The sequence below is a fragment of the Candidatus Omnitrophota bacterium genome (assembly GCA_028712255.1).
Lineage (GTDB): Bacteria > Omnitrophota > Gorgyraeia > Gygaellales > Profunditerraquicolaceae > UBA6249.
The window spans coordinates 1-12,995 of sequence record JAQTQJ010000006.1 but is presented as its reverse complement, the minus strand read 5'-3'; the positions used below and the strand labels follow the sequence as shown (position 1 = coordinate 12,995).

The window sequence follows — 12,995 nt, the reverse complement described above, 5'->3', positions numbered from 1 at the left end:
TTAAAACGGATAAAACAAATAACCGTGTCATTGCGAGGAGCGTAGCGACGAAGCAATCCAAAACGAGATTGCTTCGGGCACTTCGTGCCCTCGCAATGACACTCCCCCTTAACTAACCTTCTATTTCTTCTCAATAGTCACTGCCCAATAATTATCTATACGTTTCTGCCCAAGCACCTTATGCCCCTCAGCTTTAACTGAACCAGGAACATTCTCAATAGGAGCTCCATCATCAAGCCATATTTCCAGAAGATCTCCTGTTTTTAATTTAGCAAGTTCGATTTTAGTCTTTACAAAATTAAGCGGACAAGTAACTCCCCGAAAGTCTTTGACTATGGTTATGGCTACTTCCTTTTTACTAGCTTCTGGCATAACAACAGGTTTTTTAAAATTAAAACTATTATCCATAGTTTCATATAGCGCCTGTACAGCCTTAGCCAATTCGAGCACCTGGGCTTGCTTTGCTAAAATCTTATCAGTATCACCACGCTGAGCGTCCGTAATAATATCGCGGAATGACTCATCAACAAGCCCCGTTCCTATAAAATGACTAAGAAATCCTTCATATGACTCCTTGTGGTTTTTTGCGTCAAGCCCGCGGGTAATCAAAAGCGCACGGCTTGCATAAAATACAAGCTCACCCAGTAATTTCTCTTTTTGACCAACATCCAGTGTATCTTTTGCCAATGCAGCTTGAGTATTTCTTATGTTATTTAAATCCATTTCAAGTAGATCAAAGAATCCAGCAGAGCATTCACCCGCCTTGCGTTCAGCCAAAGAAAAAATGGTATCCGCTCCCCAGTCAAAATAATATTTTTTGTCTTCGCCAAAACCAGGTACCTTAGAATAACGCAAAATAATTTCCTTTAAATCCACCTTTCCGCTTTCGCGAATATATTCACGAAAGTTCGTAAAACTTTCTGCTTTGGATATAAAGGCACTTAGAAAATCCTTTACCAATAAAATTAAAGCTTTAGCAGGAATTTCACCGATATATTCTGCAAGTTTAGTTTGCCCGTCATTAATAATTGCTCCGGCAAATACACTATATGCCGGATACAGTCCATCAAGATTTCTTAAAGCCTTTCCGGAAAAACCCAAATCAGCTACCGGATGGTGGCCGCAAGAATTAGGGCATCCGGAAAAATTAATCTTAATATCTCCAATTTTATCCAGATTCAAATTACTATTTTTAAGCTCATCCATCAAGGCCCGCGCAGCTTGGCGGGAAAAACAAATACCAAGCTGACAAGTTGAAGCCCCGGTGCAAGAAAGAATTCTTGCGTAAAGTGCCGGTTGATTTAGTTGGCTGATAGTATTTTTAAGAAAAATAAAGAGATCGAATAGATAATCTGACGGGATATTCCTAACCAGAAAATTCTGGTCTTTTGTCATACGCAACACATCACTGCCAAAAGGCTTTAAAAACCTTGCCAGCCCAGCCACGCTGTCGCAGGAAATAAAACCAAGCTCTATTGGAATTAATACCGAATACAAACCTTCTTGTTTTTGCGGTTTAACAAAACGTGTTTTCCATACTAAAAAATCCTCCTGGTCAAAAGATATCTTTTGGCCGCCAGCCGTAGGAGCCACTACTTGTACTTGGTCTTCGATAAGTAACGGGGTTACTCCTTGCGCATTGATTATCGCATACTCTTCAGAAAAACGTTTTCTAAACTCTTCCTCACCTAAGTTTTGCCATAAAGAACGCAAACGTGCGGCGTGTTTATTCCTGCGGTTTCCGTATTTAAAAAAAACGTTTTTCAATGCCTTAGTTACCGGATAAACTTCCTCCGCATCGATAAAATCTAGCAATAATTTTCCTTCTGCTGATTTAGCGCCTAATCCACCTGCCGCATAAACCCTAAACCCTTTTCTTCCATCTTTTATTTTTGCAATAAAACCAACATCAGAAATAGTAGCATACCCCTCATCTTCTGCTGAGCCGGAAAAAGCAATCTTAAATTTTCGGGGTAAATTCCAGGAATCACTTTCAGCAATCAATCTCGTAGTCAAAGCGCTTACATATACAGAAACATCAAATATTTCCTGAGGGTCAATTCCCGCGTCCACTGCACAGGCTATATTACGAACTGTATTACCACCTCCACCGCGAGTTGATAATCCAATTTCTTTAAGGCGCCGCATAATAGCAATAATATCATCAAGTTTTACATAATGAATCTGTAATTCCTGACGAGAAGTAACATGTACATCTCCTATGCCGTATCGCAAAGCAATAGCACTAACCCCTTCTAGTTGTACAGGCGTAATAAATCCTCCAGCACACCTGATACGCACCATATAGGTATCAGTTTGCCGCTGTTCGTATACACCAAACGGAACACGGTGAGCCTTAAGTTCAGTTGCCGAAACCTCACCTAATCTATGCTTACGAATCAATTCCTCAAGTGAATCGATCTCCGCATCTAACCCAAGAGGTAACTCATACCCTTTTATCATCAACGGCCTCCAAACTAATTTCGTTAACTTCGCCATTTTTTATTGAAAATACCCGCACATCTTCTTTCACCCCTAACAAAGAAACAATAAAATAATTCATAGCCGGGTCATATGCCAATTTTATATCTTCTTGTGATGGACGGGCAAGACTGGATGGATGGCTGTGATACACAGCGCACAAATCCAATCCCTGTGCTCGGGCATCTTTAACTGCTATAAATTGTTCTTTTGGATCAAAAGAAAAATGCTCGCTGCTTTTATCAATATTGGTCAACGTAAATTTTTTAATGATTATGCCGTCTTTAGCGCCAAGATACCCACATGCTTCAAGTGGGGATTCTTTTTTAGCGTGATCTATTATCTCCCTAATAACCTTATTTATTATTCTCATTTCTTTTTCAAATCACAAGCAGGCAATTCTTCATCAACCAATTCTTTAATAGTTGGATTATTACCACAAACCGGACAATCCGGATTTCTTCTAAATTGTGCCTGGCGAAACTTCATATCCAATGCATTAAAAATCAACAGGCGATTTATAAGAAGATCTCCTTTTCTGAGAATAAATTTTAATGCCTCAGTTGCCTGAATTGTACCCAACATCCCGGCAACAGCCCCAAGAATACCGGCTTGTGAACAAGTGGACACTGCGCCTTTTGGAGGAGGTGAACCGAATACACATCGATAGCATGCCTGGCCAGGCACATAAGTCATACTCTGTCCGTCAAAACGTAAGACTCCTCCATGGGAAAAAGGCTTAGCAACAAATACACAGGCATCATTAATCAAAAATTTAGCGGCAAAATTATCTGTGCCATCAATAATGAAATCATAATCCTTAATAATCCCTTCAATATTACCTGAATAAACCCTAGTTTGATACGTATTTACTTTTACGTCGGGATTTATTAAAGATATCTTTTCTTGAGCAGAAAACACCTTAGGTTTACCAACATCAGGATTAAAGTGTATTACCTGACGTTGCAGGTTTGATAATTCAACGTTATCGCCATCGACTAACCCAATAGTGCCCACTCCTGCAGCTGCCAGATATAAAGCGGCCGGTGCACCAAGCCCACCAGCTCCAATAATAAGCACCTTACTGTTTAAAATTTTTTCCTGGCCCTCAACACCAACATCACTAAGAATAATGTGGCGGCTATAACGCTCTATCTGTTGTTCAGTAAAATCCATTATATACCCTCCAAGGCCTGCTTGATATCGGAGATTAAATCACGGCAATCTTCAATCCCGACAGCCAGCCGGATCAATGTATCGCCAACCCCCATCTCTTTTTTTAACTTATCATCATATTCGCAGAAGATCGTTGAAGCCGGATGCAAAATTAAAGAACGGCTATCCTGCAGATTAGTGGCACGTCGGATAAGTTTTAAATTATTCAGAAATCTAAAACATTCGCTTTTTGACCCCAGGTTAAAAGTTAAAACCGCACCCGGTTTTTCACCGAACTGCTTGCGGGCGATTTTATAAAAAAGTGATCCTTTAAGCCCAGGATAATTCACGCTTTTTACCTGCTTTGCTTGCTTCAAAAATTCAGCAATCTTCTGAGTATTGGCGCAAGCAACATCAAGTCTAAGCGGCAATGTTTCAAGGCCTAGGCTTTGCAAATAAGCATTATGCGCAGACATACAGGCTCCAATATTCCTATATACTTCACGCCTAAGCCGGCTGATAAAAGCAAAAGGCCCGAATTTGACTGCATCGTTTTTGAGCTTATCATTCTTCTTCCAATCATAGATACCATAATCAATAATCAATCCGCCAACACTAGTAGCACCACCAGAGATCCATTTGGTGCTTGAGATAACTTCGATATCCACCCTAAAATCGCGAGCCGAAAAAATATACGGCGGTGTCATCGTGGTATCGGCGATAAGTAAGATATTTGTTTTTTTGGCTATTTTAGAAAGAGACAAAATATCAGCCACCTCAAGTTGAGGATTGGTAATTGTCTCTAAAAATATCGCTTTTGTTTTATTGTCAATAAGGCTTGCCACATCCTTAGGCTTAGTTAAATCAGTATAGCGCGTCTTAAGCCCCCAATCCTTTAAAGTTTTTTCAAACAACGAATAAGTATTGCCAAAAAGATGCTTGCTGGTAATAATATTATCCCCTGCTTTTGCTATAGTTAATATCGTATTAGAGATCGCCGCCATCCCAGAAGAAAGAGCCATAACTCCTAAAGCATCAGACATCATTTTAACCTTTTGCTCGAAATGCTCAACTGTCGGATTACTTATTCGGGAATACATATGCGCCTGCTTCCTACCTGAGAAGGCCAACTCCAAGTCTTCAGCAGTTTTAAACTCAAAAGTCACATCATCATAAACCGGCATATGTAAAGATCCATGTGGGTCCTCTTTAAGGAATTTCGTATGCAAGATCCGGGTAATAAATTTTAACTGGCTTCCGCCTCCCATAAAGTAAAGAAAATCCAGCTGATCATTCTCTTTCAGTCGAATCTTATCAAATTTTACCTTATCCACAAACTCGCCATTGAGTTGGACAGAAACCATTTGGGGGTTTTCTACATTAGCTATCCTCAGTAAATTAGTAATCGATGAATTTTGATCATCAATCAACCGATCTTTACCATTTAATTTAATTTTCATACATTTCCTCTCTTGCCAGTAAGACAACACCAACGCAATACCTCTTAATGCTAAGTGAGTTGCTAAGCCTCGAAATATTGGTGCATAGAGAAATATCTTTCTCCAGTATCCGGCAATACCGTAACTACTGTTTTACCTTTTCCCAGTTCTTCCGCAACCTTTAAAGCAGCCCACACAGCTGCACCAGCAGAAATCCCAGCGAAGATACCCTCATCCTTAGCAAGTAACTTTGAAACCTTAAAAGCATCTTCATCTTTGACTTGAATTATAGAATCAATAATACCTAAATTTAATATCTCCGGAATAAACCCAGCACCAATCCCTTGAATTTTATGCGGGCCCGCTTTTCCGCCTGACAAAACAGGGCTATTCTTAGGCTCAACAGCAACTATCCTTATAGATGGATTATGTTTCTTTAAAATTTCACCAACTCCAGTAATTGTTCCTCCTGTACCGACTCCTACCACAAAAGCATCTAAATTACCTTGGGTAGCTTCTAATATCTCAACTGCCGTTGTTTTACGATGCGCCTGCGGATTAGAAAGATTTTTAAACTGATGCAACATAAAAGCATTAGGAGTTTTCTTAAATATTTGTTCAGCTTTCTTTATTGCTCCGTTCATACCTTCCTGAGCCGCAGTTAGCACAACCTGGGCTCCATAAGATTTAAGTATATATATTCTTTCCAAACTCATTGCCTCTGGCATCGTGAGAATACACTTATATCCCTTAACTGCCGAAATCATCGCTAAACCAATCCCAGTATTGCCTGATGTCGGTTCAATAATCGTAAATCCTTCTTTGAGTAACCCTTTTTTTTCTGCATCCTCAATCATTGAGAAACAAATTCTGTCTTTTAAGCTCCCTCCGGGATTAAAATACTCTAATTTTGCTAAAACTTGTGCAGAATCCTGTTTGACCAGACGATTAAGTCTTACCAATGGAGTATTACCAATCAACTCAATAACATTATTAGCAATCTTATTAGAAAAAGGCATTCGACCTCCTTTTAATCCTATCCAATCTTGTTTATTAGAAATAATAACAAATATGATATTGCTATTGACAATATAGGAGTAATAGCCCACACAAAAAATGTTTTTTTAGCTAAATGAGAGTCTAAAGTGGTTTTATGGCCGTTTTTTAGTGAACTAATAGCAAAAATAGAACACATATTAAGTTGAACCAATGATTGTGGTATCCCTAATAAAGACGCAAAAATTAAAAGCGTAGCAGTCACAAAGGACACGATAGTACTAGAAAGTATACCTAAAGGAACTATCTCTTTACCGGCCGTATCCATATTACCTTCTCCCAGTAATATAGCACCTATTCCAAAAAGTGGTCCCACAATAATCAATCCCGGCATTATACCAACAATATTTGCGCCAAACAAAGGACCAACAGCATTGGCCACATTATTCGATCCGATAGCGAAAGCAACATAGCAACTTACCAAAATTCCGGTAATTTTTATCTTCTTATCATGCGCAAATAATTTTTCATAAATATATAAATTTCCATGTCGGGGAGGGTAAATAATCCTATATAAAAAGAAAGTAAAAATATATGATGCTGAAGGAAGGATAATCCACATAGGAATTATCTTAATTAACAAAACTTTAAAATAAAGGTATTTGAAATATAATCCCACTCCCGTAATAGCCCCTACCGTTACCTGGCTGGTAGACTGAGGTATTTTTAAAATATTGGCTAGAAATAGGCTCAAAGTTGCAGAAGCAATAATTACTAATACCGTATTAAAAGTCAGGAATTCTTTTGGTAACAAATTCTTACCTAATGTAAGACTGACATTACGGCCCAAAAGAATCGCTCCTAAAACAACAAAGATGCTAAAGAGGATTATCGTCTTCTTTTTTTTGATTAACTTTGCCCCATAAACTGCGGCAAACGAGGGGGCTATACCGCTAGCTCCCATGTTTATAGCAAAAAATATAACTAAGCCTATTAATAAAGACAGCTTAATCAATATTAGATCCCCTTTGCGCTTATTCCAGTTTTTAACGATCGGGTATGTATACCGCACTCTCCGCCACATTTACTAGTGCCAATCCAGCGGCCGGCGCGCTCATTATCATCATTGGTAATCTTTGTGCAAGGCGCACAACCAAGCGAGCGATATCCTTCTGCATACAATGGATTAACCGGCACCTGATACAATGCCAGATACTGCCAGACTTCACGCTCTTTCCAAATAAGAATAGGATTGAGTTTAATCAACCCCTTATCCCTTTCCTCTACTTCTTTAAAATCAGTACGAGTGCGCCCTTCAGTACAGCGTAATCCCGTTACCCAACATTTCACATGCATCTCTTCAATAGATCTTTTCACAGGTTCAACTTTTAGAATATCACAACATTTATCCGGCTCAGTTTCATATAATTTATCTGGAATCTGGGAATCATTTTGATAAACTTTTAATTCAGGATATCTTGCTACTTCTTCCTTCATAAATGCTATCGTTCCCGCAGGTTTAAACCTAGTGGTAACGATAAAACCGCGGATTTTTGGATCTACCTTTTTTGCTAAATCCCATACTGCCACCGAATCCTTACCCAAACTATTCGCGACTACCAGCGAATCTCCATAACACGCATAAGCTTCTTTGATTAGCTGTTTTGATCTGTCTACCTTCTCCTTAAAATTTAACGTTTCCACCAACTCTTTTAAATCATCCTTATTATCTAATAAGCTCATTTCCGTCTCCTTTTTGTTTAGGTTTTAACTCTTAATTAAATTTGATAAGCTACTGTTTTTCTGCTGGCTTGCATATCACTGGCAAGTTTCTCAAATGTAATATTATCTACTATTTCCGAAATAGCGATACCTACATCGGACCAAATTTCACGGAATACACACTTATACACATCAGCACAGCCAGTATAATTTTTTTCAACACAAGCTATCGGTTCAATAGGCCCATCGATAAACCTTACGATCTCTCCAAGTGTAATTTGGCCTGGAGCTTTTGCCAGTAGATAACCTCCAACCTTACCTCTCCTACTCTCCACATAACCACCATTTTTCAACTCCAGAAGCACCTGTTCCAAGAACTTAACCGGAGCATTAATACGCTTAGCAATATCATGAATAGTTGATAAACCATGCTCATAATGTATAGCTAAATCCAGTAGCGCTTTCAATGCATAATCACCTTTATATGTTATTCTCATTTTTTGCCCTCTTCTATACTATCTCTATAAACTTAGTAGAGTATAACCTAAAAATAATACTTGTCAAGCCTTTTTTTAAAAAAATGGGACCGTTTCTATTTTTTAGAAATAGTAGAAAAATAGAAACGGTCCCATTTTTTTAAATAGCGTCTAACTCCAGCAATTGTGTCCGGGTTTCCTGAAATCTATCTGGATCAACTACTCGATATATCTGTTGTGCTTTGCGCCAATATTCTCTGGCAAAGTTCTTCCTCCCTTGTTTCTTATATAATAGCCCAAGGTTATAATTAGCATTTGCCAAATCAAGGCGGCTATTAATCTCTTCTGATAATATGAGCGATTGTTTAAAATAGTTTTGCGCCGCAGCAAAATCATCAATTTCCAAATAAAGTTCTCCTATTATATTATAACCGCTAGCTAAATTAACTTTGTTATTTTGTTCTCGATCTAATTTTAATCCTCTAAAATAATAATCTAGCGCTTTCTGATACTCATGCTCGTAAAAATAGATCTCCCCCAAATTAAAATAACAATCGCTTAATTCATTATTAAGTTTTAACCGTTGGAAAATCTTAAGGCTTCTAATGTAAAAGTCTTTTGCTGCTGGGTAATCATCTTTATTAGCGAAAACTAAACCGATATCAAAATAATCGCTTGCTAAATTCTTAGCATTTTCCGTATTATTAGGGCTCTCCAGGTTAATTGAAGCACTTTTGGTCAAAAGATCCAAAGCTTGCTCATAATTTTTCTTATCGATATGCCAAACAGCTAACTTCCTTAGTGCCACCGCTTCATTTTGCTTATCTTTTAATTGACGGCTTAAGCTTATCGACTTTTCGTATAATTCTTTTGCCTTAGAATATTGCCCATCCAATTGATAAAACCAACCCAGTTTGATATAAGCCTGAACAAGGTGGATTTTATTATTAGCTTTCTCACTTTTAAGCATATAATCAGAATAGTATTTTAGCGCTTTATCTCTATAACCAAGACGCTGGTAAGCATTGGCAACTACAGGATAAACCGCAAGGAAATCTTGATCTTTATTAATTAGCTGCTCCCCTAGTGAAATCGCTTCCTGATTATTTCCTCTGCGGTACTGAACCTCCGAGTTAAGAAATAAATATATTTTTCGTGGATTAATCCTAGGCAACCAAAACACCAGAAGGATGCTCATACAGACCAGAAAAATAAACAAACTAGCCCTAATTATAAGTTTCTTATAGAAAACTCCTGCTTTGCGTTTAGCTTCTCTATGCCGTGGGATTTTAAAAAAGATAAATCCAGGATCACCATAGAGTAAATAATTTACCCAATGTAAACTATTCAAACCGTATTCCTTTACTAGCTTTAATTTAGACAAACGTAAAGATTCCCCTACACTTATTCCCGTAATAAGCTTTGAATAAAATTCCCGTGCAAATACAAGGCTAGCATTATCTTCAATTTTACGGATAGATCCAATATAATGCCTGACTCCGGCAAATAAAAAAGCGCTGGACATACCGTAGCTGGCTCTTTGATAGTCGGAATCTATCAAAACTGGCTTGACTTGCGCGCTATGGCAGGCATTGGAGAAGACTAAAGCCGGCAAACTACAACTCTGCCCCATCTTAAGAATATCCTCAACTTTAAAGATCCCGTCGCTTAAAACCCATCCGCTCTCTTTATCCTCTTTTCTATCAAATTCACAGTGGCCGGCAAAATGCACGATATCATAGTCACAAAGATTCTTCTTCACATAGTTTTTATCAATATTAGTAGATTTAAAATCAACATGAACTCTTTTAGTTTTATGGCCGAATTGATTTTTGATATTTAAACCCTCAGCATAAGCGGATTTTAAGTCATTATTGGGATTAACCAAAATTAACATCCTTAAGCTAGCTGGTAGATCGCGATACTGCAGTAAGGTAGAATCACCCTTACTACGCACTAATCGTCCAAGGCTAAATTTCAGGCATAAAAAATCAACACCATCAAAAATCAATTCCCATGGTATAAAAATAAGTTCATCATCCAAACAAAGAGTTAATACACAAGGAGGGTTATTTTTAAGTTTTTCCTTAATTGAACGGCTAAGCAGATGATCCCAAAACAAACGGCCAATCTTTTGCAGGCTTTTTAACTGGTCAATCTTAGAAGGTTCATCTTTGGGAAGGCGGTTCAAAATACCAACCATATCCATGCTTAATGACTTCAATTCAACAAAAGAAACTCCTACCTGAGTATAATGGCGCAAGGTAGGAGCAGTTTGGCTCTGGTCAAACAAGCCCATCTTAAGCGAATCATCCTGCTTAAAGACTTCTAAAATTAGATTTTCCGCATGAGGCATAAAATTAGGTTTTTACTTTTAAATCAATTACAGCTTCTCTCTGATCCTGGCGGCTAACTTCTACCATATAGTTACCTGGTAGAATATTTTCAAAAAAACTGCTTCCGGCTGAATCAGTTATGTATGATTCCAATTCAATTCCATCTCTTATAAGAGTAACCCGTAAATCCTTTTGTATTTTTTGGCTCTGCTTATCCTTAACACTTATTGTGAGATTAAAACTCTTGTTACCCTTATTTTGAATCTTAGCCAATATTCTGACTCGTTGCAAATCCTTTAAAATGCTCACTTCTTCTTTGAATTCATCAATCTTCCTACTTCTCAGAACCGGAGCAGGAACTAACTCCTGGCCAACCAGCACATCCCCAGTAGTTTGAATAATCTCCATAGCTTTTTCCTTAAGTTTAATAAATATCTCTATTAAATTTCCACCAGCTTCCTCTCCAAAGAGTTTTTCAACATCCTCTAACAGTTGGGTAGGAACAGCCAGGCTTAGATGCGGTTTTATCTTAAGCTGAGTACTTAAATATTCGGCGCAGATATCACAACTAAGCAAGTGTTTTTGAATAATATCCTTATCTTGCCCCTGGAGCTTGCCTTCAAGAAAACAAGCCAAATCTTCTTCAGTCGGATGATCTTCTCCCTTAAAACTGAGGCTCTTTTTACGCTCCCGGTAAATAATTTTTGTTATTTTTTCTAAGTAATTAACCATTTCTCTTCTCCTACCTCAATAGACGAATTATTTCAATAAATCTAACCTAAAAAGCCTTTGTTTTTAAAACAATCCTGTAGTTTCCGGAATATCCTGCTCTTGCGCATATCCACAGCCCCGCGATTAATTTTAAGACAATCCTTTATCTCTTCCAAGCTCAACTCCTGATTCAGAAGTAATTCAAGAAAAAACTGTTCATCAGGCTCAAGTAAACCAATACACTCCTGCAAAGTCTTACGCCTATCCTTATCATTCAAGAATTCAACAGCATCGGCTGAAAGATCCTCTACGGTATCGCCTAAACTAAAACCATCCTCATTCTGGGCGTCAAGAGAAACTGTGGATTTAAACTTTCGCAGATAATCAATGGTAAAGTTAATAGTAACTTGCCTGAGCCAACTAGCTAGGGAACAACCATTTTTTGCCTTATAAGTAGCCAATTTCTTACAGTTATCCTTAATCAAAACATGAAATATCTCCTGAAAGATATCTTCAACCTGTTCAGCTGAAACACTTCTACCCTTAACGGATAAAACACTATAAATATAGTTATAAATTAGGTGAGAATAATGAGAAATGAACTCAGACCAGGATTGTTTGCTACCTTTAATACAGCCTTGGACAAACTTCAAGTCATCCATGGCTATAATTATAGCATTAAAAACATCCTGACAACAAAAAAATAACAAAAAAAGACCCTGTTTCCCGATTATCCAGGAAGCAGAGTCTTATAAGTAAACTACTTAAAAATCAAGGGGACGGTTATCTTTTTCTAATCTTCGCAAAAATAGAACCGTCCCCTTGATTTTATTTAAATAATGTATTTTTAATGATAAAGGAGGCAAAAACAATAGAAACCATGGACATAAGCTTTATTAATATATTCAAACTTGGGCCAGAGGTATCTTTAAAAGGATCCCCCACTGTATCACCGACTACAGTGGCTTTATGCGCCAATGACCCCTTACCGCCATGGTGCCCCTCTTCCACAAACTTCTTGGCATTATCCCATGCGCCACCGGAATTGGCCATCATAACCGCCAAAACAAATCCGGTAACCGTTGCCCCTACCAAAAGCCCAGCAACTGCATCAATTCCTACCAACAACCCTACGCCTATGGGAGCTGCGATTGCTAAAAGTGAAGGGGCAATCATCTCTTTCTGCGCTGCCGCAGTAGCAATACTTACACAACGCGCATAATCAGGTTTAGCCTTACCTTCCATTAAACCAATAATCTCTTTAAACTGTCTACGTACTTCTACGACAATTTTACCTGCTGCTCTTCCTACCGCTCGCATAGTCATAGAGCAGAATAAAAATGGCAGCATTCCACCTAAAAATAAACCTATCAATACCGTAGGATTCATCATATTAGAATTAATATCTCTACCAAAAAACAAGACCTGATCTTTATACGCAGCAATTAAGGCTAACGCTGTTAAAGCTGCTGAACCAATAGCAAAGCCTTTACCGGTTGCTGCAGTAGTATTACCTAAGGCATCCAAAGCATCAGTTCTTTTTCTAACTTCAGGCGGTAGCTTCGACATCTCCGCGTTTCCACCGGCATTATCTGCAACCGGGCCATAGGCGTCAGTAGCCAAAGTTATACCTAAAGTAGAAAGCATACCTACTGCTGAAATTGCTATACCATAAAGGC

The 12,995-nt window shown here is 38.2% G+C and carries 12 protein-coding genes; all 12 read right to left on the bottom strand.

The window, feature by feature from the left end; translation table 11 throughout:
- Positions 1-120: 120 nt before the first annotated feature.
- The gene (locus tag PHC29_03835; GenBank protein MDD5108624.1) at positions 121-2,463 is read right to left on the bottom strand and encodes a sulfurtransferase TusA family protein; all 2,343 of its coding nucleotides are present in this window, start codon (positions 2,461-2,463) and stop codon (positions 121-123) included.
- Complete coding sequence (locus PHC29_03830; protein ID MDD5108623.1) at positions 2,447-2,854, bottom strand: M67 family metallopeptidase; 408 nt, start codon at positions 2,852-2,854, stop codon at positions 2,447-2,449. Before PHC29_03830 ends, PHC29_03835 begins: the two co-directional genes overlap by 17 nt.
- Positions 2,851-3,657: a molybdopterin-synthase adenylyltransferase MoeB gene (moeB, locus tag PHC29_03825; protein MDD5108622.1), complete on the bottom strand. Its 807-nt coding sequence runs from the start codon at positions 3,655-3,657 to the stop codon at positions 2,851-2,853. The genes PHC29_03830 and moeB overlap by 4 nt, the downstream gene beginning before the upstream one ends.
- A complete protein-coding gene (gene thiS, locus PHC29_03820; protein MDD5108621.1) occupies positions 3,657-5,096 on the bottom strand; it encodes a sulfur carrier protein ThiS in 1,440 nt (479 codons plus the stop codon). Before thiS ends, moeB begins: the two co-directional genes overlap by 1 nt.
- Before the next feature lie 62 nt (positions 5,097-5,158).
- Entirely contained in the window at positions 5,159-6,094 is a 936-nt protein-coding gene (gene cysK / locus PHC29_03815; GenBank protein MDD5108620.1) for a cysteine synthase A, read from the bottom strand.
- 17 nt (positions 6,095-6,111) lie between these two features.
- Entirely contained in the window at positions 6,112-7,086 is a 975-nt protein-coding gene (locus PHC29_03810; GenBank protein ID MDD5108619.1) for an inorganic phosphate transporter, read from the bottom strand.
- Between the two features lie 2 nt (positions 7,087-7,088).
- Positions 7,089-7,814 (bottom strand): phosphoadenylyl-sulfate reductase, encoded by a 726-nt coding sequence (locus tag PHC29_03805; protein ID MDD5108618.1) that lies wholly within the window; start codon positions 7,812-7,814, stop codon positions 7,089-7,091.
- A gap of 35 nt (positions 7,815-7,849) precedes the next feature.
- The gene (locus tag PHC29_03800; protein MDD5108617.1) at positions 7,850-8,290 is read right to left on the bottom strand and encodes an Rrf2 family transcriptional regulator; all 441 of its coding nucleotides are present in this window, start codon (positions 8,288-8,290) and stop codon (positions 7,850-7,852) included.
- A gap of 139 nt (positions 8,291-8,429) precedes the next feature.
- Positions 8,430-10,625 (bottom strand): CHAT domain-containing protein, encoded by a 2,196-nt coding sequence (locus PHC29_03795; GenBank protein MDD5108616.1) that lies wholly within the window; start codon positions 10,623-10,625, stop codon positions 8,430-8,432.
- A 4-nt stretch (positions 10,626-10,629) separates the two neighbouring features.
- Positions 10,630-11,337, bottom strand: a complete 708-nt coding sequence (locus tag PHC29_03790) for a hypothetical protein (GenBank protein ID MDD5108615.1) — start codon at positions 11,335-11,337, stop codon at positions 10,630-10,632.
- A 41-nt stretch (positions 11,338-11,378) separates the two neighbouring features.
- Positions 11,379-12,026 carry a sigma-70 family RNA polymerase sigma factor gene (locus PHC29_03785; protein MDD5108614.1) on the bottom strand — a complete coding sequence of 216 codons (648 nt, stop codon included), beginning with the start codon at positions 12,024-12,026 and terminating at the stop codon, positions 11,379-11,381.
- 118 nt (positions 12,027-12,144) lie between these two features.
- On the bottom strand, positions 12,145-12,995 hold an 851-nt coding region (locus PHC29_03780), incomplete at its 5' end, for a sodium/proton-translocating pyrophosphatase (protein ID MDD5108613.1).

Excerpts from the sequence above, each read along its gene's own strand:
- PHC29_03800 (MDD5108617.1), bottom strand. The coding sequence starts at position 8,290 with ATGAGAATAACATATAAAGGTGATTATGCATTGAAAGCGCTACTGGAT.
- PHC29_03835 (MDD5108624.1), bottom strand. The coding sequence starts at position 2,463 with ATGATAAAAGGGTATGAGTTACCTCTTGGGTTAGATGCGGAGATCGAT.
- thiS (MDD5108621.1), bottom strand. The coding sequence starts at position 5,096 with ATGAAAATTAAATTAAATGGTAAAGATCGGTTGATTGATGATCAAAAT.
- moeB (MDD5108622.1), bottom strand. The coding sequence starts at position 3,657 with ATGGATTTTACTGAACAACAGATAGAGCGTTATAGCCGCCACATTATT.
- PHC29_03790 (MDD5108615.1), bottom strand. The coding sequence starts at position 11,337 with ATGGTTAATTACTTAGAAAAAATAACAAAAATTATTTACCGGGAGCGT.
- PHC29_03795 (MDD5108616.1), bottom strand. The coding sequence starts at position 10,625 with ATGCCTCATGCGGAAAATCTAATTTTAGAAGTCTTTAAGCAGGATGAT.
- PHC29_03805 (MDD5108618.1), bottom strand. The coding sequence starts at position 7,814 with ATGAGCTTATTAGATAATAAGGATGATTTAAAAGAGTTGGTGGAAACG.
- cysK (MDD5108620.1), bottom strand. The coding sequence starts at position 6,094 with ATGCCTTTTTCTAATAAGATTGCTAATAATGTTATTGAGTTGATTGGT.
- PHC29_03830 (MDD5108623.1), bottom strand. The coding sequence starts at position 2,854 with ATGAGAATAATAAATAAGGTTATTAGGGAGATAATAGATCACGCTAAA.